Source organism: Paenibacillus dendritiformis (assembly GCF_021654795.1).
Taxonomy (GTDB): domain Bacteria; phylum Bacillota; class Bacilli; order Paenibacillales; family Paenibacillaceae; genus Paenibacillus_B.
In genome coordinates, this window is record NZ_AP025344.1 from 6054256 (window position 1) to 6073703 (window position 19448).

Annotated in this window: 17 protein-coding genes and 1 pseudogene; 6 read left to right on the forward strand and 12 right to left on the reverse strand. The window is 53.9% G+C overall.

Annotated features, from left to right (window positions below):
- Positions 1-419 precede the first annotated feature (419 nt).
- Positions 420-704, reverse strand: coding sequence for a hypothetical protein (locus L6439_RS26880; protein ID WP_168178106.1), 285 nt, complete (start codon positions 702-704; stop codon positions 420-422).
- A 31-nt stretch (positions 705-735) separates the two neighbouring features.
- Positions 736-2013 carry a Tle-like phospholipase domain-containing protein gene (locus L6439_RS26885; protein ID WP_213469784.1) on the reverse strand — a complete coding sequence of 426 codons (1278 nt, stop codon included), beginning with the start codon at positions 2011-2013 and terminating at the stop codon, positions 736-738.
- Positions 2014-2163: 150 nt separating this feature from the next.
- On the opposite strand from L6439_RS26885, the gene L6439_RS26890 reads away from it, so the two are divergent.
- A complete protein-coding gene (locus L6439_RS26890) occupies positions 2164-2409 on the forward strand; it encodes a hypothetical protein (RefSeq protein ID WP_168178104.1) in 246 nt (81 codons plus the stop codon).
- Positions 2410-2526: 117 nt separating this feature from the next.
- Here L6439_RS26890 and L6439_RS26895 read toward each other — a convergent pair whose 3' ends face one another.
- The 3 genes from L6439_RS26895 to L6439_RS26905 all read right to left on the reverse strand — a co-directional run bounded on the left by L6439_RS26895 (position 2527) and on the right by L6439_RS26905 (position 6023).
- A complete protein-coding gene (locus L6439_RS26895) occupies positions 2527-3135 on the reverse strand; it encodes a TVP38/TMEM64 family protein (protein ID WP_168178103.1) in 609 nt (202 codons plus the stop codon).
- 17 nt (positions 3136-3152) lie between these two features.
- Positions 3153-3713 carry a C40 family peptidase gene (locus L6439_RS26900; RefSeq protein ID WP_168178102.1) on the reverse strand — a complete coding sequence of 187 codons (561 nt, stop codon included), beginning with the start codon at positions 3711-3713 and terminating at the stop codon, positions 3153-3155.
- 867 nt (positions 3714-4580) lie between these two features.
- On the reverse strand, positions 4581-6023 hold the full coding sequence (locus L6439_RS26905) for a GMC oxidoreductase (protein WP_213469783.1): 1443 nt from the start codon (positions 6021-6023) through the stop codon (positions 4581-4583).
- 189 nt (positions 6024-6212) lie between these two features.
- On the opposite strand from L6439_RS26905, the gene L6439_RS26910 reads away from it, so the two are divergent.
- On the forward strand, positions 6213-7286 hold the full coding sequence (locus L6439_RS26910; protein WP_237096665.1) for a ring-cleaving dioxygenase: 1074 nt from the start codon (positions 6213-6215) through the stop codon (positions 7284-7286).
- 28 nt (positions 7287-7314) lie between these two features.
- Positions 7315-7926: a flavin reductase family protein gene (locus L6439_RS26915; protein ID WP_213469782.1), complete on the forward strand. Its 612-nt coding sequence runs from the start codon at positions 7315-7317 to the stop codon at positions 7924-7926.
- A gap of 39 nt (positions 7927-7965) precedes the next feature.
- Here L6439_RS26915 and L6439_RS26920 read toward each other — a convergent pair whose 3' ends face one another.
- From L6439_RS26920 to L6439_RS26945, 6 genes are all read right to left on the reverse strand, one after another.
- Positions 7966-8985 (reverse strand): LacI family DNA-binding transcriptional regulator, encoded by a 1020-nt coding sequence (locus tag L6439_RS26920; RefSeq protein WP_213469781.1) that lies wholly within the window; start codon positions 8983-8985, stop codon positions 7966-7968.
- Positions 8986-9133: 148 nt separating this feature from the next.
- Entirely contained in the window at positions 9134-12214 is a 3081-nt protein-coding gene (gene ebgA, locus L6439_RS26925; protein WP_213469780.1) for a beta-galactosidase subunit alpha, read from the reverse strand.
- Between the two features lie 411 nt (positions 12215-12625).
- Positions 12626-12985, reverse strand: coding sequence for a DUF1634 domain-containing protein (locus L6439_RS26930; protein WP_213469779.1), 360 nt, complete (start codon positions 12983-12985; stop codon positions 12626-12628).
- On the reverse strand, positions 12982-13818 hold the full coding sequence (locus tag L6439_RS26935) for a sulfite exporter TauE/SafE family protein (RefSeq protein ID WP_168178095.1): 837 nt from the start codon (positions 13816-13818) through the stop codon (positions 12982-12984). Before L6439_RS26935 ends, L6439_RS26930 begins: the two co-directional genes overlap by 4 nt.
- A gap of 201 nt (positions 13819-14019) precedes the next feature.
- Complete coding sequence (locus L6439_RS26940; RefSeq protein WP_213469778.1) at positions 14020-14796, reverse strand: AAC(3) family N-acetyltransferase; 777 nt, start codon at positions 14794-14796, stop codon at positions 14020-14022.
- A 33-nt stretch (positions 14797-14829) separates the two neighbouring features.
- On the reverse strand, positions 14830-15621 hold the full coding sequence (locus L6439_RS26945; RefSeq protein ID WP_168178093.1) for an alpha/beta hydrolase: 792 nt from the start codon (positions 15619-15621) through the stop codon (positions 14830-14832).
- A 584-nt stretch (positions 15622-16205) separates the two neighbouring features.
- Between L6439_RS26945 and L6439_RS26950 the strand changes: the two genes are divergently transcribed.
- The 3 genes and pseudogenes from L6439_RS26950 to L6439_RS26960 all read left to right on the forward strand — a co-directional run.
- Positions 16206-16526 carry a transposase gene (locus L6439_RS26950; protein WP_172879205.1) on the forward strand — a complete coding sequence of 107 codons (321 nt, stop codon included), beginning with the start codon at positions 16206-16208 and terminating at the stop codon, positions 16524-16526.
- Between the two features lie 50 nt (positions 16527-16576).
- Complete coding sequence (locus L6439_RS26955) at positions 16577-17458, forward strand: IS3 family transposase (protein WP_237096890.1); 882 nt, start codon at positions 16577-16579, stop codon at positions 17456-17458.
- A 635-nt stretch (positions 17459-18093) separates the two neighbouring features.
- Positions 18094-18624: pseudogene (locus L6439_RS26960) on the forward strand (IS1595 family transposase); the annotation flags it as partial.
- A gap of 91 nt (positions 18625-18715) precedes the next feature.
- On the opposite strand, the gene L6439_RS26965 reads toward L6439_RS26960, so the two are convergent.
- On the reverse strand, positions 18716-19399 hold the full coding sequence (locus L6439_RS26965; protein ID WP_213470879.1) for a hypothetical protein: 684 nt from the start codon (positions 19397-19399) through the stop codon (positions 18716-18718).
- Between the last annotated feature and the right edge of the window lie 49 nt (positions 19400-19448).

Genomic DNA, 19448 nt, shown 5'->3' on the forward strand with positions numbered 1-19448 from the left:
TTCGTACAGGTTTTTCGCCCAGACTTGGAGAGACTCGGACTTTACGCTCAGCTTTCCCAAAATCCTGCAAATATGCAGTTTCTTCACCGGAACCGCCTTCATGAGCAAGGAATCCTGCAAATATGCAGGATTTCCAGACATTAGAGCCGGGATTTCAGATGAAACAAGTGAAATGCTGCAACTGTGCAGGAACTTCACCGAATTCGCCCGCGAGAGCAGCAAAATGATGTAAAATTGCAGGATTCCATCTTGCCCCTTTTTCTTTTTTGTTCATTGGAGATCAGGCGCCGACAGTGACCTCTCCCAATCCACACCAAAAGGACCCGCCAGCCATGACGGGTCCTTCCCTATGTTATTGCGCTTCCCGGGGCCATCGTCCATCCCCCGGCACCGCTTATCCGCGCGGCAGCGGACGGAGGCTAACCCAGCCGTCCAGCGGAGGCGTCGGCCCGCTCCATATCCGCGATATAGGCGGCAATCTCCTGCTGCCGCTGGCGCAGCGTCTGCTGCCGGGCCGACAGCTCCTGGCGGAACGCCATGAACCGCTCCCGGAGCTCGTCCGCGGATTCGCCCTTCCAATCGGCAATCCGCTGCAGCTGCCCGTGAATATATTGTTCATTGCGGGCCAGACGCTGAATGAGCTGCTCCATCTCCCGGACAGAGCGGCGCAGATCATTCATCTCGGCCAAAATCCGATGCTGCATCCATTAACGCCTCCTTCGTCAATCCTCAGGGCTACGCCAGACTCGTGTCGGCCTGATGGAACTCCTGCGCCTTGCGCCCGATATATTCCGCCATCTCGCGGGCCGCTGCGGCGTACCATTCCTTCGTGCTGCGCAGATCCTGGCTGGCCGCCTCCGTAATGGCCGCGAGCCGCCGGCTCTGGCTCGTATGCAGCAGCTGCGCAATCGTGCCTAGCGCCGCCCCTGCTTCATGGTGGAACTGCTCGACATGGTCCTGCAGCGTGCGGGCGACCTGCATCAGCTCCTCCGGCCGCAGCTGCAGCAGCACCCCTCCCGAACCGCCGAGCAGGCCGGACGCCTGAAGGGAAGCGAAGAGCGGCTGGCCCGCCATCGCGCCCTCGAACAGGGCAGGCAGCCCATCCGGGGCAAGCCGGTCAATCAGCGGCAGGCGGGGCGAAGCATTGAGCCGCTCCCCTGTCAGCCGGTTCACCAGCTCGTTGCTGATATTGCCGTCCTCGTCGAACTTATAATGTTTCATGGAGTGGTGATTCACGCCGAAGGGCGTATCCTTCAGCCGCCGGGCCGCCCCGAGGGCCCCCTCATATTCCCGGTTGGCGGTGTCGTAATCCTCGTTGATATAGTAGGTGGATCCGACATGCCGCTCGTATTCGCTAAGCGCTCCCGCTCCGATCGCATCCTTCGGGTTGACGTAATTCGTAATCAGATCGTCGAATTTCCCTTGCTTGGCCTGCTCCGCCAAATCGTCCGGCAGCAGGTTCATGACCGACGGCGCGCTGTAGGTGACGGCTTCGACCTGGTGCTTGGCCCCCGCGTACTGAGCCAGGGCTCCGCCCAGCGAATGGCCGGTCAGGGAGATCTCCGCATTCCGATACTTCTCCTTGAGCGCCTCAACCAGCTGATCCGCCCGCCGGAATTGATTCGTGCTGTATTGAATATGCTCCGATCCCGCATTTCGGAACGGGTTCAAGTATGCCATAGCCGTCTTGACGGGAGAGCTGTACGTCTCCTCCAACCCTTTGAAGCGCCCCTTGACGATATCGTGATAATCGGTCAGCACGTCGGGAACGGTGCGCGACAACCCGCCCTTCGGTTCCGTCCCGCGGAAGGCGACCACAATCTGATTCGTATCCTTGTTCCGGAATACGGCCGCATCGAAGCCGGAGTGGGAGTCATGAAGCTTGGCGCCCTTCGGCTCGATGACATTCCACGATCCCGCGGCTCCATCGTAGCGGCCTGGGGGAAGGTCATCATAGGCGGAGCCGGACATGCGTACATAATCCTTGTCAGAAATATGGTTTCCCTTCGCCATATACGCTCCTTTTATTTCATAAAATTGGATGTTATAATATTTTATTATAGAAGATTTCCTGTAGGAGTGAAGCCGTTGGTACGAAAAAATTTCCTCTTTACAGGTTTTTTGTTCCTGATGTTTGCATTTCTTATAGGATGTGGTGCGCAAATGAAGCAGCCTGCAGAGGAGCAGCGGCAAGCGGAGGTAGACAAGGCGATGGCCGTCGGGACGCAATATTTCAAGGATCGGTACGGCCTGGAGGTCGACTGGACGAGACATGAATTCCAGCCTGAATATGTGTCCGACAATCTGGCCCTGTACGGGAATGTTCACGGCAAGCCGGATCAGGAAGTGTATGCGCAGGTGGATTATAAGACATTCGAAGTGATTAGCACGGTTAGACCGGAAGAATGAGGGCCCTGATTAGGCCCTCATTGAATTTTACGGAGATAGAAGAACAAGCCTGTCCCCTCGAGAGGGAGCAGGCTTGCGTATATTGAACATGATCGGGCTCGGGCGATCGCCGCCCTCTTATTGGATTTGATAGCGCTTTTCGACCTTTTTGCCAAGCAACCACAGCAGGAACAATCCGGCTGCCGCCACTAGCAGACGCCACGGATGAGAGATGAAGCCCTGCCAATCATGGCCGACGAAGGACATCATGAATACCATAACCCCTTTGCCCAGCACGACAGCGGCGACAAATATCCGCTTCGGCACATTGCTGACGCCCGATGCGATATTGACGAAGAAGGAAGGGGTGAACGGAAAGCAATACAACAGGAACAGCGGCGTAAAGCCTTTGCGTTCAATCCAGGAGAAGAAATGCTCCGCCTTCGGGTATTTCGCTGACAAATAGGTGCTGAATCTCCCCCCGAACCGGCGCGCGGCCAGGAAGACGAGCAGCGCTCCCGCGACCGTGCCGATCCATGAATAGATGAAGCCGAGCCACAAGCCGTAGGCGGAAGCATTGCCCGCGACGATGATGAACAGCGGCAAAAAGGGCAGCAGCGCCTCCACCATCGGCAGGGCGATGCCCGGAATGGGGCCGAGCGAGGAATATTTCTCCAGCAAGGCTTGAATCTGATCCATGTCAAGCTGTGACAAATAGCGATAGGTACGTTCCAACCATTCCAGCATGATGACTCCTTTGTCTTCTATGAGTACTTCCGCCTCTTGTGACGCACTTTGGTTCGCAGATCGCCCCGATAGACGAGCTGCAGGGAAGGAGAATGGCGGAAATCCTCCGGCGTCACCCATACCCAGCTCTTGTCCACCACGCACATTCCATGCTCCTGCAGCATGGAAGCCACGAATTGGGAGCAGAAATAAGCATTTTCCCGGCGAATATGTATATTAAAAATGACGCCGAAAAGTCCAAGTAAATTATATTTGTACTGCTCCGGATTCTGCTCCATCTGCTTCAGGCGCAGACGGATCCGTTCATATGTTTCCTTGCTTACGGTGCAAGAGTACAGCGCACATTGCGTAGGACGAGCCTCGGTCCGAACGAGGTAGCCCTGCACCCGCTCCTTGACGAAGCCGCCATGGAACGGATTGAGCGGATGCTTCCTCCCGAAGCTGTACACCTCCCGCAGCTCGGAGTCGAGCGCGATCGACGCGTGATTAAGCGGCGCCTTCGTATAGAGCCGGATAAGTTTGGAGAAAATCGTGCCTGTGTCGGTAAGAAGGATATAAATCTTTCTCTCTTCCACCATGCTCACCAACCTGTGTTTAATTTCAAAAAAGAATGAATAAAGAGCTCCTGCCGGCGTCTCCTCACGAGGAGCGGCCGTACGAACAGGACGTTTTTCCATATCCGGAACATGCAGAATAATACCGCTCGGGAACTGGTTTCCTGACAGCGAGACGCCCTATCGGCGGCTCGGCCCGCTGAATCATCCTTTTCTATTGTATTGGAGCGGCGGATGCAATAACACAATCCCGCGACCGGATTCGACCTAGACCATTGTCGGGGACGGGCCGGAAGATAGTATGACAATCACGCATTCACTGATCCCGCAGCATGCTTGCCGCAAGCTCGCATCGCGGGCCAACATCCGGCCATGAGCCGGCCCGCAGCGGCGCATTCCTGCTGCTGCGTCCATTGGTTGCTGTGGAGATTATAACATTAATCACAGGCCCCTTGCTATATATTACGATAAGGATCGCTGCAACTGCTTAGTCAGAATCTGCATCCATAGTGAGACGGCAGTCTCTCGGGCAAATGGCTCTAATCTTGCCATGCCGCTCGCCGCTTCGCCGCGAGCCGAAGCTTGTACACCTGGCGGCCAGGATAGTAGAACTCCACATCTCTTCGGCAGGTCATCTATGTTATTGGGATCTTACGGTCATAGCAAGAACATTCCAGCAGTTCCTCACAGGTGTACCGGGAAAGATGTTCTCCATAAAGCGTATGAACGTCTGATGATGGCTTAAAGGATATAGGGCATCGCTCAACGCCCCAATCTCAATGTCGATACTATCATAAAGAAATCTTCCCGGATACCGATTCTTCTCTCATGGTTCTTCAGACCAAGCTTGCGAGAATGGCTGCTAGATAAGGTATGCCGACGAAATTGCGCCTACCTGCTGGTACGGACAATATGATCGGCCAATCGCATCGCCAAAGCGACCGTAGCATTGGTCGGATTCGCAGCGGCAAGCAGCGGAATGCTGCTATTATCGGCCACATAAAGGCCAGGAACGCCGTGAACCTGCCCATACGGATTGGTGGCCGAAGTTGCCGGATCCGTTCCCATTCGGCATGTGCAGGATTCATGCACATCGCTTCCCGGCGGCAATAAGGCCGGCTCCCCGTCCAATGTGACTCCCATGGCATTGGCGGATTGAATAATCCCGTCGCGCATTTGTTGAATCACTCGCTGATCTGTGCTGCTGTAGCTGAAATCCACTTGGTTCAAAGGCACCCCGTACTCGTCCCGCTGATTCGGATCCAGGTACACTCTGTTCTCCGGCCGCGACTGTACCAGCCCGAAAGCGGCATACACTATACTCACTTGATCAGGGAGTACCTTGTCCTCGAATTGCTGGTATGAGAAAAATTGGTTTGGGCCCAAGATTTGGATTTGATAGGGAGATTGCCTCGTTTCACGCTTCAAAATAGCAAGATTGCCGATATTTTCTGAAAACTCCCGGCGGTTTATTTTACCGGTTCCCAATACAAAGGAATGATTGGTCAAATAACGCCCGATTGCCGGTCCCTGGATGCCCGAATTGAGCAATATGCGGGGCGTCTCCAACGTACTGGCGGACACGACCACGTTTTTTGCGCGAATGACATGCTTTCTTTTATCCGGGGACGCGACAGTAACGCCCGCGGCTCTTCCGTTTTCAACCAGGACGCTCGTCGTATAGGCGTTTAAGGCAAGATCAAATGGCCTGTCGTTGAGGGCATACGCGAGAAAATGAATGGAGCTGAACCATGCATTGGAATGAATCTGCCCCATATGGGAGCCGCTCATATCAATGGCAAGCGGCATATTGGTCGCTTCCAGTATGCCATGCGCATGAAGCCGGTTCATCAACACCTCCTGCATGGATGAACCGTCGGCATAGGATGACGTGCAATGCAGCACGCGCTCGGCAAGCCGGAAATATACATCCAATTCTTCCGTGCTGATAGGCCAATATCGGAGCTGGAATTCCGCCGGCCGAGGGCATGCCGCATTCCAGAACAATGTCCTGCCCCCCAGAGCAAATGTTAGCCTGGCACCGGAAAAGCTGGGAAGCCGTGCTCCGATATGCGTGGAATTATCAGGCCACAATTGATCGCGCATGCGGTCGACATTCATGGTTGGTACATTTAATGCGTGGGAATGAAGCAATCTATCTCCTTTTTCGAGGATACCGATGCGCCGTGCCCCTTGATTCCTCCATAATTCGCATAACCGGTAAAGCGTCGCTCCCCCGCCTGCGCCGCTGCCGACAATCAGAACGTCATAATCCGTCGTGGCCATCTCCTCAAGTGATTTGGCCGGTATCCAATTATTGGGGTACACCCACATGTCATCCGCTCCCTTCAGTCATGAACATTTCACTCCAGTCCATCTTTATGACCTGCTCCTTGTCTCGTATACCCCATTTTCGTTATTATGACCTTAGCTTACGAATTTCCAAGCCCCCAGTCCCGGTTCATCGAAAATGAAGGAACAGGAAACCATAGGAGGAAATAAATCACCAAAGGAGCCTGTCTTATGAAAAAACAGACAACCGGAATTCATCATATTACGGCGATTGCCAGAAATGCTCAGGAAAATGTAGATTTTTACGCAGGGGTATTGGGTATTCGCCTCGTTAAAAAAACGGTTAACTTTGACGCCCCTGAGGTGTATCATTTTTACTTCGGCGATGAAGCGGGCAGCCCGGGCACCATTATGACATTCTTTCCTTGGGAGACGGCACGAAAAGGGCGGGTCGGCGGCGGGCAAGTTGGCGTAACCACTTTTGTCGTGCCTGCAGGCTCCATGGATTTCTGGGAAGAACGGTTGCGAACCTTCCATGTATCAACGAAACGTGAAGCAAGATTCGGGGAACAGTACCTGCGTTTCTCGGATCATGACGGGCTGCAGCTCGAAATCGTGGAACGGGAAGAGGGCCCGAACAGCAAATGGTCTTTTGGCGGCGTTCCCGTCGACAAGACTATTAAAGGCTTCGGGGGAGCGGTGCTGTACAGTATCGATCCGACAGCAACCGCCCAATTGCTCGAGAATGTGATGGGCCTCGAAAAGAGGGCGGAAGAAGGCGACTGGATCCGCTTCAAGGGAAGCGCGGATCTAGGAAATGTGATCGACGTAAATGTGACGCCGATGGAACGCGGTTCCGGCGGATACGGCACTGTCCACCATATCGCGTGGCGAGCCAAAGACTTCGAGGATCACGAAGCATGGAGACAACATATCATGCAAGAGGGCTATCATCCGACTCCGATCGTGGATCGTCAGTATTTTAATGCGATTTATTTCCGTGAGCCGGGCCAGATCTTATTCGAAATCGCTACCGATCCTCCGGGATTCACGCGCGACGAAGCTTTCGAGGAGCTGGGCTCGGCCTTAAAGCTTCCCGATCGGTATGAAGCGCGGCGGGCTGCCATCGAGAAGCTCCTGCCTCCTGTTCAAGTGCGCGGCTGGAGGGGAAATAAGCGTGAAGCCTATTTTTCAAAAAGGGTCGGAGCCTGCAGCGCCTACGCTCATTTCTCGGATATCCGTCCATTGGGATCAGTACGGTCACAATGGATGCGTTCCGGGTTAACGCGGCCGATTTTAGGTTAAAGAATATTCTCGATTAGGGGTGACAACGATGCTGACTATCTATCCGGAGACGCAAACAGAGCGGGACAATTATAAGCTGCTCATCGGCAGCATTATTCCAAGGCCGATTGCGTTCATAACGACGCTGTCCAGGGATGGGGTGCTAAATGCGGCGCCGTACAGCTATTTCAATATCGTCTCGGCCAATCCTCCCATGGTATCCGTATCCGTCCAAAGAAAGAACGGCATATACAAAGATACTTCTAGAAACATTATAGAGACGGGATCGTTTGTTGTTCATATCTCGGATGAGGATTACATTGAAGCGATCAATCTGACGGCGGCCAATCTTCCGCCCGAAGAAAGCGAAGTAAGCTTGGCTAAGCTTACTTCGATTCCAAGCGAGAAGATTGATGTGCCGGGCATAGCAGAAGCCAAAATCCGCATGGAATGTACGTTGGAGCAATCAATTGCGCTTGGGGGCACTCCTTCGTCTCCCGCATGCGATTTGATTATCGGAAGAGTTGAATGCTTCCATATTGCGGAAGATCTGTACGAGAACGGCCGGATTGATGCACGCCAATTAAAGCCCGTAAGCCGACTCGCTGGCCACAACTATTCGAAGTTGGGCGAAATCTTCACCATTGAGCGGCCTGAATAATACATCCAGTGTTCGGAGGTATAGCATCCGACGTTAGCCTTATCGGGCGGCCGCACAGCTCTCCCGTATCATCAGCTCCGTCGGAATGATGACCTTCTTGCTGATAGCGCGCTTCGTCCGGATGCGCTCGAGCAGCAGCTCCAGCGCCGTGCGGCCCATGAAATCACTGTGGAGCTTCACGGTCGTCAAGGATGGCGTCATGAACTGGGCGACGGTAATATCATTGAAGCCAGCGACGCTGATATCGGCGGGCACCTTCAGCCCCGCTTCCCGAAGCGCCCGCACCGCGCCGATCGCCATCGAATCATTCGCCGCCAGCACGGCCGTGAAGCGAACGCCCGCTTCGATCAGCTCGCGGGTCAACCGGTACCCGTCCTCTGCGGAGAAGCGGCCGATGCGAACCCGATGAGGGTCATACCATCCCCGCTTCCGCATCCACCGCTCATACGCTTCTTCCCTTCGATCCGCGCCGTCATCCCCGTTATCGTCCCGCCCGCCGATGTAGGCGATGTCCCGATGGCCCAGACCGTTCATATAGGCCAGCATCTGCTCCATCGCATCGTGAAGATCGGCGGTCACGATATCGAAGCGGTTGTCCCATGGCACCGGCTCGACGAAGACGAGATTCGGCGTGACGGCCGCAAGCCGGCTTACCTGCTCCCGCTGCACCGGCCCAATGACGATATAGCCGTCCGCCGCGCCGCTGTCCAGCTCCAGCTCGTCCTGGAAGCCGGCGAACCATTGCACCCGATACTCCCGGGCCGCCGCCTCGATCGCCAAGCGCATCGACAAATAATAAGGATCATTCAATTCCTCGCTGCGCGGGTACGTCATCAGCAGCCCGACAGACGCAGCCGCGCCTGCTTCCCCGGGGAAGGCGGCGGATTCCTCCGTCCGCGATCCCCGTTTGTGCTTCGTATACTCCAGCTCCTCCGCGACTTCGAAGATGCGGCGCCGCGTCTCCTCCGACACGGAGAGCGTCTCGTCATAATTCAATACTCTGGATACCGTCGAGACGGACACCATCGCCTTCTCCGCGATATCCTTCAATGTTGCCATTCCGTTCACTCCTAATCTATCAACCTAATATCCCTCATTGTACTTGATTTTTTAGTAAACTAGCAATCGTTTTAGTAAATATACAACGGCTTCCACGACATGCAAACCAAAAACCCGCTATCTAGAGGATAACGGGTTGAACGGCTGCTTACAATATGATTTCCTTCCCTTTGCGGAGATCGGAGATGACTCTATTGGAGTAGACGGACAGCTTCAGCTTCATATGGAAAGGCTCAAAGCCGCAGCGGTGGCGGGCGAGCTGGTTCTGCCCGCATGAATTGGAGCCGAGCCCGTTCTGCTTGTAGTCCAGGTTCAAGACGATATAATCGCGCTTCCGCAGATCGATAGTGTGCTTGGCCGCGTCCAGATCGCCGGCTTCATAATAGGAAGCGCTGAAATCGACGCTCGGATAACCCGCCGCCATCAAGCCGATGCCGTGCCGGTCCGCCAGCCGGACCCAGCGGGTCTCCGTATGATTGCCGTTCTCCTGCGGCATCACGTACGGGGTGAACATGCCGTCCACCGTCTGTTCGTACACGCCGAACCGGTTCGCTTCCTTCGAGTCGGCGTACGATTCGCCGGGGCCGCGCCCGTACCATTTCGCGAACTCGCATTGCTTGTTGATCCGGAGCTTCACGCCGATGCGAGGCAGCATCTCCGGCGCATTGCGGAGATGGCCGCCGGGAACGCCCCGCACCTCGAACAGGATGTCGCCGTTCCCATAGATGCGGTACTCGTATACCGACCGGTAATGCCATGAAGCATTGGTCGGGGCGTTCACCGTATGCACCCGGACATGAATGCACTCTTCTCCGCACCTCTCCCAGGCGACTTCCTCCACGACTTCATGCATCAGATGCAGGAAGGTTTTCTGCTTATAGTCAGGCACCAGGTACATGTCATTATCGATAGCCGCCCGCCAGAACTGCAGCCGGGGTCCGGCTTCGACCACCCGGCAGCCGTTGTAGGTCCAGGAGGAGATCCGCCCCTTGACGGTATCGAAGGCGATGGCGAAGTCCTCGCCCCGCACGATCAGCTCGCAATGACGCTCCTCCAGATCGAGCGCGCCCGATGGCCGCACCGTCACTGCCTTCGCTCTTACTGGCAGGAGGAATTGGGCATTGGCCACCTCATGTCCCCGGGAAGCCCAGGCCGTGTCCCGATTCAATACATAAGACAAGTTAAGATAATAATCGGCGCCCGCCTCCGGCTCTACATCGTCGAGCGAATAACCAAGCGCAAGCTCCCGTGCCGTCCGGGCGGCAATGCCGGCCACCGAAGCCCGGCCCGTCCGGATCGCTTCACCGTCCTTCACGATGCTGTAGAACAGATCGAGATGATCAAGGGAGGCGAAATCGTATTTATTCTCGCAGCGGATCATGCCCCGCGCCAGATCGACCTTGGCCGTTCGCACCGGCTCGATGACCTTCTTATACTCCAGCAGGCCGGGCGACGGCGTTCGATCCGGCATAACGAGGCCGTCGATGCAGAAGTTGCCGTTCGTCGGATCGTCGCCGAAGTCGCCGCCGTAGCGGTAATAGACCCGCCCGTCCTCCGCTGCGGTATGAATTCCGTGATCGATCCACTCCCACACGAAGCCGCCCTGCAGCTTGTCATGCGCGTCGAACAGATCCTGATACTCGCGCAGATTGCCCGGGCCGTTCCCCATCGCATGCGCGTATTCGCATAAAATATGCGGCTTGTCCGAGTTCTCGATAATATGCTGCATCGTCTTCCGATCCGGATGCTCCAGCCAGGTGTACATCGTCGAGTAGACATCCGTCACTTCCGCCTCCCGATCCCCCTCATAATGAATGAGACGCGTCGGATCGAGCTCGCGCGCCCGCGCCGCCATCGCGCGGAAGTTGCAGCCGAAGCCGGATTCGTTGCCGAGCGACCACATGATGATGCTCGGATGGTTCTTGTCCCGCTGCACCATCCGCTCCAGCCGGTCGACATAGGACCGCTCCCATGCCGGGTCGTCGGAGATCCAATTATAGTCCCCCGTCAGCTCAAAGCCGTGGCATTCCAGATCCGTCTCATCGATGACGTACAAGCCATACTCGTCGCATAAATCGTACAAATACGGGGAGTTCGGATAATGAGCCGTTCGGATCGCATTAATGTTATGCCGCTTCATCAGCTTGATGTCCTGCTCGATATCGTCCCGCGAGACGACGCGGCCGGTCAACGGATGGGCATCATGGCGATTGACGCCCCTGAACTTGATTGCGACGCCGTTGACGATGAACGTGGAGCCGCGCCGCTCAATCTGGCGGAAGCCGATCCGCTGCGGAACGACCTCGATGATGTCATCCCCCCGCTTGACGGTCAGCAGCAGCGTATACAGCTCCGGCGTCTCGGCGCTCCACAGCTTCGGCTGCGCCGCCTCCGCCTCGAACCGCACCTCCTCCGCTGCCGCCGGAACCTCGCCCTCCGCTACCGTCCGCCGCCGATCGTCCAGCAGCTCGTAGGCGAGCGCGAGATCCGCGCCGGGATGGCGAAGCTTCGCCGTCACCTGCAAGACGCCTTGCGTATAGGCGCCGTCCAGCTTCGTGACTACGGCCACATCCTGGATGCCGCTCCGGGGTTGGACATATAGATCGACATCGCGGAAAATGCCGCTCAGCCACCACATATCCTGATCCTCCAGATACGTTCCGTCCGACCATTGATACACCCGGACCGTCAGTTGATTGTCCCCCGCCCGCACGAGGCCGGTAACGTCGAACTCGGACTGCAGGCGCGCCCCCTTGCTGTACCCGGCCTCCGCACCGTTCACCCAGAGATGGAAGGCCGAATCGACGCCATGGAAGCGCAGAATCACCTGCTGCCCGTCCTCCAGCCACTCCTGGCCAATCCGGAAGGAACGCTTATAAATGCCCGTCGGATTATCGGTCGGGACGTACGGCGGATCGATCGGAAAGTTGTACCACAGATCCGAGTAGTGCATGCGGCCATAGCCTTGCATCTGCCAGTTGCCAGGCACGCGGATATCGTTCCAGCCGGCGGTGTCATAGTCGGCGGCCTCGAAGCCGGGCGGCGAATATTCCGGCGCGGGCAGGAAGAGGAACTGCCAGATGCCGTTCAAGCTTTTGAAATGATGCGTATACGCCGGCTCGCCCGTCAAGGCGCGATCCCGGCTTGGGTAAGAGTAGAAATGAGCTCTTGCCTCCATCCGGTTCCGGTGGACGATGCCGATGTCTTCCCATACTTTTCTGCGACGCATAAATGAACCCTCCCCCATAAGATTGATCAGGCTGCGATCGATCGTAAACAGAAGCTTCTTATAAATCCCGCCTTCACAACGTAAAACGAATAACGTGATGTAAGCTCGCTCTTGTCATCGGATACACAGGTAAATGTATCACTGAAGTAAAACAAAATCAATTTATTTTACTAAAATATTTACCTTAAAATCCGACGAACTTCTCCAGAGTGCGTCAATTTATTTTACTAAACTTTTTTTGATATGAAGGGATATTTTCACTTAAATGAGGGGGAAGGCCGCGAAAAGACAAGGAAGAGAGGGGGGGAGAAAGCCGAAAAAGTGGGGGAAGAAGCAGAAGCGCCGCATGACAAAAGTCCGCAAAAAAGAGGAAGAAGCGAAGAGCGGCTTCTTCCGGAAAGGGTGTCCTGATTAGTGTCCGGCTCGTCCGAGCACGAAGCTGATGAGCAGAATCGCGAGTACGAGTCCCGTAATGCCCGCATAGACTATGTCACCCTCCTTCAGGAAGACCAGAAGGGACACGGCGACGCGGAAGACCGGGGTTAGAATAAGCAGAAGCAGCCCTAGCGATATAAATGCATAGGGCTTGAGTCCGGCCACGCCTGCGGCGACTCCGGCCACCGTCGTCGGGAAGCTGGCGTCCGGATACCCGCTCTCGCCCGCAGCCAGGAAGAAAAGCAGCCCGATGGCGATGAACAGCCCCGCCCCCAGTACGCCGATCCGCAGCAGGCGGCTGACCGTCAGTTCAACATCTTCGACCTTCGAATTCATATCCAGCCCACCCCCTGCAAAATCATTTCAATGGCGACATAGCCCAGAATCGGTATAAACAACAGCCGGATCGTACGGCTCTTCAGCTTCTGCATCAGGCGCGCTCCAATCGTCGAGCCGGCCAGCACGCCGATAGCGACGGGAGCGGCGATGCTCGGGTCGATATCCCCGCGGAAGAAGTAAATCCCGGCGCTCGCCGCCGCAGTCACCCCCATCATGAAGTTGCTGGTGGCGCTGGAGACCTTGAGCGGAAGCTTCATAAATACGTCCATGGCCATCACCTTGAAGCTGCCGCTCCCGATGCCGAGCAGGCCGGAGATTACGCCGGCCGCGTACATGACGCCGAATCCGCCGTATACATTGGCCACCTGGTAATCGACCTGCCTCCCCAGCGCTTTATCGTAATACGAGCCGTTCATTCTCAGCTTAGCCGCGAGCGGATGCGTCTTCGTATGCTCCGGAAGCTCGGTGTTCACCTTCTTCACCATGCCATAAGCCGAATTCAACAGGAGCAGACCGAACAGAATGAACAGCACATTCGGCGCGATCAGGCTCGCGACAAAGGCCCCCGTCACCGCCCCTATCGTCGTCGCCACCTCCAGGAACATGCCGACCCGCAAATTCGTCAGCCGGTCGCGCAAATACGCAATCGCCGCTCCGCTGGATGTCGCAATGACCGAGATGATGCTGGCTCCGATCGCATACCGGATATCGACATCGAACAGCAGCGTGAGCGCAGGCGTAATAATAATGCCGCCTCCCAGGCCGAGAATGGCCCCGACGGTCCCCCCGACCAAGGAAATGAGCAGCAATTGTATCGTCGTCATGATCATGTCATCCGATGCCCCTTTCGCTCCCTATCACCTTAAGATGTCCCATAAGATGCCAAGGAATGCGGACCCGCCGCTCTTTTCCATGCCAAAAAAGCCCCCTGCCGCCGGCCGCAAACCGGAGCGGAGAGAGCAATTGGGTATCGGATGACGCCGATCAAAAACGAAAGCCGGCACGCCGAACGCGTCCGCTTGCCGGCTTCTTCATCTATATTGCGCGGTGGCGTTCAACGGTTCATTATCCGAGAACAGATCCGGGTTAGCGCGAAGCATTCGCGTCAGCACTTCCGTCATTCGTACGGTATCGCAGACCCGCACCTCCGCATCGCCGAACCGCTCGAGCCTCATCGCGCCTTCTTCCCGCAGCACGCCGTCCACCTTCCAGAAATGCTCCGACCAGTTCAGTCCGCAATGTCTGCGCGACGGAACGGAGATGGCGGTTCCGTCCGGAAGCGCCGTATAGAGCTGCTCGCGCTCGTCGGTCATTCTTCCCGGAATATCCAGCCATTCCTCGATGCCGTGAATGAACGTATTCCGGCGCAGATCGACGCCAATCAGCATAATCGTGGCCTGGCGGTCGAGCAGCTTCCCCCAGGCCGAACCGCGGGCGCACGGCGTGTCGAATTGTTCGTCCCCGACCGTGAACCCCTCGGCATCGCGGCCCAGCGCGGCGACCGAATGGGTCGGATGCCAGGAACGAATGACGCCGGGGCGCTTGCGGAACCTCTCCGGCAGCATGCCGATGCATACCGGAGTGTTTTCGACGTCGAACCGCGGATTCTCCGCATTGATGTTGGCCCAGGTATGCGTCGGCAGCACCAGCAAGCCTTCTCTCATATAATCCGAGAGCGCATCGAGCACCGTATCCGGCCCACCTTCTACGGCGCCAATGCTTTTATAAGAAGAATGCACCAGAAGCGTGCCCTTCCGGTCAATCCCGATCCGCTCCAGATCGGCCATCAGGCTTTGTATTGTATGCATACTCTCTCCGTCTCCTTCTCCGATGTTCGATGGTTATGCCTCCGGCTGCTCCTGCGGCCCAAGAGGAAGCCACTCCAGCACTTCCTTAATGCGGGCGTCCCAATACTCCCATGTATGATCCCCCGGGCCCTCGCTGTAGGTATGCTCGAAGCCGGTGCGCCGCACCGTCTCCCGGAAGCGGACATTGTCTTCATAGAGGAAATCCTCCGTCCCGCAGCATTGGAACAGCTTCGGCTTCGGTCCCGGATGCCGGTCCGCCTCCTCCAGCAAGCGGAACAGATCGTTCGGCGTCCCGGCAATCTCGCCTTCGCCGTAGATCAACCGGGCATCCTCCCGAATTCGCTCCCGCAGCGCGGGGGCGGCGACATCCAGGCTGCCCGACAGGCTAGCCGCGGCCGCGAATCGCTCCGGATAGGAGAGCGCCCATTTCATGGCGCCATATCCCCCCATCGACAGGCCGGCCACATAATTATCCTCCCGCTTCGCGGACAACGGGAAGAAGCTGCGGGCTTTGGCCGGCAGTTCCTCCGTCAGGAAGGTCCAATAGCGCAGCCCATGAGCCATATCGGTATAGAAGCTGCGATGGACCTGCGGCATGACGACCGCGATGCCCTTCAAGGCGGCATAACGCTCGATCGACGTGCGGCGAACCCAGATCGTATGGTCGTCCGACAAGCCGTGCAGCAGGAACAATGTCTTATGAACCTCCGTCGATTTGACGTTGTTCATCCCGTATTGTCCCGCCGTCGTCTCCGGCAGGATGACTGTCATCGCCGTGCTTAAACCCAGCACTTCCGAGAAATAATTGCAGGTAATTAGCGCCATTCCTTCCCCTCCTACTCTCTGCCTTTCATCATCAGCTATGTACAGTCCTTTGCTTTATTCTCATTATAGTCCCTTCCCCGGCAAAAGGTAAGCAAGCGTTTTCCATCCATAACCTGACTGCGGGAACCCGCATTTTGTGTTCATCGTCTGTGGAAAACTGTAAAAATGCTGGTTTCTCCACCGAATCCATTATCGAAAAAGGCAAGCCTGCAAATATCAGGCTGTTGGAAAACCCCTGTTTTTTGTGAAGGGGTGGAGATGGTCCATTTTCCTCATCCAAACTTTGGCTCTTAGAGCGTTTTAAATCGATTTTCTCTACCGGGAGAAGAGATCAATCACAAGTAAAAAGCCCCATAGACTACTCATTGGCCTGATTTTACGGGATCCAAGCGACCGCGTCGGATGCTGGGGGCATCATCGCGTTATCCGGCCTGCTGGAAGCATTATCGGCCTGCTCGAAGCATCGTTGCCTCCTGGGGCTTGGACGTGCGGAGGAAATTGCTGCTATTTCTCCTAGGCCCCCTAATTAAACTGGAGCTTCCGGCTCCAATATTATAAGCTGTTATCAGAGGGGGACAACTAGTATGGGAAAGCACTTTAGCAAGGAAAAACGCCTGCAAATTGTAAAGGAAGCAATGGCCGGCATTAAGGTGGGAACACTTGCCCGAATGTACGGTGTCCATCCGGAGACGGTACGTGTTTGGGTTAGAGACCACCGTGACGAAATTAGCCAAGAGGAGATACCCGCAGCAGACGAGCATCTGCAAGAACTCCGTCGACTTCAAGAGGTAGAGGCAAAGTTCGAGCAGGCAAAAAAGCTCCTGGGTGAAAAAGAGCTTGAGATCGAGATCCTGCGAGAAGTCGTAAAAAAGAAGAACCCCGCTTATCTGAAAGACTTGAAATAGCAGAACCGTTTATTAAGCGGGGGCATGCAGCAGCTAAAGTTCTGCGTATCCTGAAAGTTCGCGAATCGACGTACTATGGCCGGAAGAAACGAGAGGCATCCAGTACCGAAGAACAGGCTTCATGCGCTCTAAAAGGGCGTCCTGTGCCTGGATTTTCCTCTACGAACACGGGCCGGAAAGTTTCAGATGAACAGATTAAAGAATGGATGCTCGAACTCCTGGAAGGAGAAGAGCACATTTATGGGTATAAGAATTTGGCGCTGTGCCTCCGCAAACAACGTGGATTGATTCTAAACAAGAAAAAGGCGTACCGCATTTGCAAAGAGTTAGGAATTCTTCAGAAACAACGGAAGAAAACAAGCAAACATCCTCGAAGAGTACCGAGAAACCGGACGGTAACCGGGGTGAACCAGCTATGGCAAATTGATATTAAATATGGGTACGTGATTGGTCGCCAGCGTTTCTTTTTCGTGCTCAGTATCATCGATGTATTTGACCGCGTCGTCGTCGGACAATACCGGGGTTCCGTGTGTGAGGCCAAGCACGTCGTACAGACACTATGCCGGGCGCTACAAGAACGCCTGAATCCCGGCGATGAGTTGCCCACCGTCCGCACCGACAACGGGCCTCAGTTTGTCAGCAAGTTGTTTGGTGATACGTGCGAGAGTCTGGAGATCGTCCATGAACGCATCCCGCCACGCAGTCCGAATATGAACGCCTACATTGAGTCATTTCATAGCTTACTCGAACGTGATCTGTTCAGCCTGACGGAATTTATGACATTTGAAGAGGCCTATGAAGCACTTGATCGTTACATGGATTTCTACAACAACCGCAGAATGCATGGTAGCCTAAAGAGCATGTCACCATCGGAATACTCAAAGTGGGTCATGACGCTGGAGGACCGATCAAAATATCATCGGGCCGTGTAACCACGCGAAATAGGAAGCAATTCTAAGAACGCATCTTTTTTGGTGGACATGACTCCAGATATAGGGGGCCTAGCCGATTTTACAGGAATTTCGGCTTAATGAGTCCACATCCCGAGGAATTGCTGCAAATCTGCATCATTTTAGGCCCTTTTGCTTCAAGCCGAAGCGAAACGGGGAAAATTCCTGTAATTTTGCAGGATTCCCTTTCTGGAATAGTCGTCCCTATCGAATTGCTGTATTTATGCAGGATTTCGCTTACTGAATAGGAGCGTCTGGAGAAATCGTGGAGTTTTGCGGATTTCGACTGCCGGATGGGCGTGTCTAGGGAAATGGTGCAGTTTTCAGAATGGTGGAAATATCCTTTTCCCTACTCAAAACTTCTTTCTCAACAGCCTGAAATATACATCAATTTGATCCCTTTCAAACTTGTAGCGCCGATTTGAGGGCCAAAGGATGCAGATTTGCCGGAATTTCACCAAATCCCGCTTCTATTGGAACGAAAGACTGCAACAGAGCAGCTTTTTATCTACGCTGTTTTCGCCTATACTGTTGCTCTTGGTGGGAAAACTGTATAATAAAGTTCATTAGTTTCAACGATATGACGGGTACGCCGATGGCGGGTACCCATAGGTGGTATTCCTCACCGTGATGCCCGTAAACGTGGTCGCAAAGTAGAAAACGAAAAAAAGGAGAAGCGGAAGCGTGGCATCTCTAAAGAGCAGGTCAGCATTGTTGTAGCTTACGACAGAAATGGCAATATCATTTGTCAGATGGGTGGTCGCGGTCGTATCAAAGCCGAAGAGATTGATGAAGTAATCGGAGGGTATATCGCACCTTCTTCTTTGCTTTGTACAGACAGCGCTACGAATTATAAAAAGTTTGCCAAAATGAAAGGATTAACGCACGAAATTCTGCCGCGTGGAACTCATGTTTCGAAGTCGATATACCACATCCAACATGTGAATTCGTTTCATTCGCGCTTGAAACGGTGGATGGATCGATTTCAAGGAGTAGCCACCAAATACATCGACAACTATATGTTCTGGTTCCGATTCCTAGATTTGCATAAGAAATTGAATTTTACCGACAGGCAAAAGAAACTCCTGTTGGACACCTGCAAACGAGCGAACTTTACAACTGTAGAAAAGTTGAGAACAAGTGTATAAAAGGTGATAGTTCCCTAGTAATTAAACCATCGCCTCCATTGTTTAATCGAGCCCGGTTCCTGAAGATTAGCTCATTGGAATATCCTAATAATTAAGGTAATACAGACACTAAGGCAAAAAATATGACTACTGAAAACGGAATAGTATATAAACATTGCTTTTTTCTTTTCGGCACAAGAAGTAAAATTGTAATTATCATTAAAGCATATAATATTTCAGTGCCAAGCATATAAAAATAGTTTCCCTTACTTATAAGAACATTTTCGTATTGCATGAATTTTTCATAATAGTTTACCGTAGAAAGATAGATTTTATACCCTTCAAATGCAATTGCAGAAATTGGTAATGCCATAATAATACTAGAAATTAAGTGGTCAGCACGAGAAAACCACATTATGTAGGCTGGAATTATTGATAGTAATGCAGCCAAGAACCAAAAAACAATATACTTTAATGGGAAAAGGCTAAGAATTAAGATCGTATACATGTAATACGAAAATAGCATTGAAATAAGGAATATCAAAACACGTGTTGCAGCTAATTTAGGCGTGTAAGAAAATACAGCTATCAAAGTTGAAATAAATATCCACCCCCCCCAATTACTTCCGATGAATCCCAAAATTGAAATTTCCCTGGGGATTGTAGGTGAATCAAGTATTTTAGCAACAAAACCCAATGTAAATCCAATAATGGCTGAAAATAAAATAGAATATGCTATTTGCTTTTTGCCTACTTTAATATTAGTTCGTATTTTATCAGATTTTTTAAAATGCACTCATAATTAACCTTCCTTCTGGATTTAGAAACACATTTTTACGTCTGTG

Coding starts and splice junctions, on each gene's coding strand:
- L6439_RS26945 (WP_168178093.1), bottom strand. CDS start 15,621: ATGGCGCTAATTACCTGCAATTATTTCTCGGAAGTGCTGGGTTTAAGC.
- L6439_RS26905 (WP_213469783.1), bottom strand. CDS start 6,023: ATGTGGGTGTACCCCAATAATTGGATACCGGCCAAATCACTTGAGGAG.
- L6439_RS26895 (WP_168178103.1), bottom strand. CDS start 3,135: ATGCTGGAATGGTTGGAACGTACCTATCGCTATTTGTCACAGCTTGAC.
- L6439_RS26910 (WP_237096665.1), top strand. CDS start 6,213: ATGAAAAAACAGACAACCGGAATTCATCATATTACGGCGATTGCCAGA.
- L6439_RS26900 (WP_168178102.1), bottom strand. CDS start 3,713: ATGGTGGAAGAGAGAAAGATTTATATCCTTCTTACCGACACAGGCACG.
- L6439_RS26920 (WP_213469781.1), bottom strand. CDS start 8,985: ATGGCAACATTGAAGGATATCGCGGAGAAGGCGATGGTGTCCGTCTCG.
- L6439_RS26880 (WP_168178106.1), bottom strand. CDS start 704: ATGCAGCATCGGATTTTGGCCGAGATGAATGATCTGCGCCGCTCTGTC.
- L6439_RS26915 (WP_213469782.1), top strand. CDS start 7,315: ATGCTGACTATCTATCCGGAGACGCAAACAGAGCGGGACAATTATAAG.
- L6439_RS26940 (WP_213469778.1), bottom strand. CDS start 14,796: ATGCATACAATACAAAGCCTGATGGCCGATCTGGAGCGGATCGGGATT.
- L6439_RS26930 (WP_213469779.1), bottom strand. CDS start 12,985: ATGAATTCGAAGGTCGAAGATGTTGAACTGACGGTCAGCCGCCTGCTG.
- L6439_RS26935 (WP_168178095.1), bottom strand. CDS start 13,818: ATGATCATGACGACGATACAATTGCTGCTCATTTCCTTGGTCGGGGGG.
- ebgA (WP_213469780.1), bottom strand. CDS start 12,214: ATGCGTCGCAGAAAAGTATGGGAAGACATCGGCATCGTCCACCGGAAC.
- L6439_RS26885 (WP_213469784.1), bottom strand. CDS start 2,013: ATGGCGAAGGGAAACCATATTTCTGACAAGGATTATGTACGCATGTCC.
- L6439_RS26950 (WP_172879205.1), top strand. CDS start 16,206: ATGGGAAAGCACTTTAGCAAGGAAAAACGCCTGCAAATTGTAAAGGAA.
- L6439_RS26890 (WP_168178104.1), top strand. CDS start 2,164: ATGAAGCAGCCTGCAGAGGAGCAGCGGCAAGCGGAGGTAGACAAGGCG.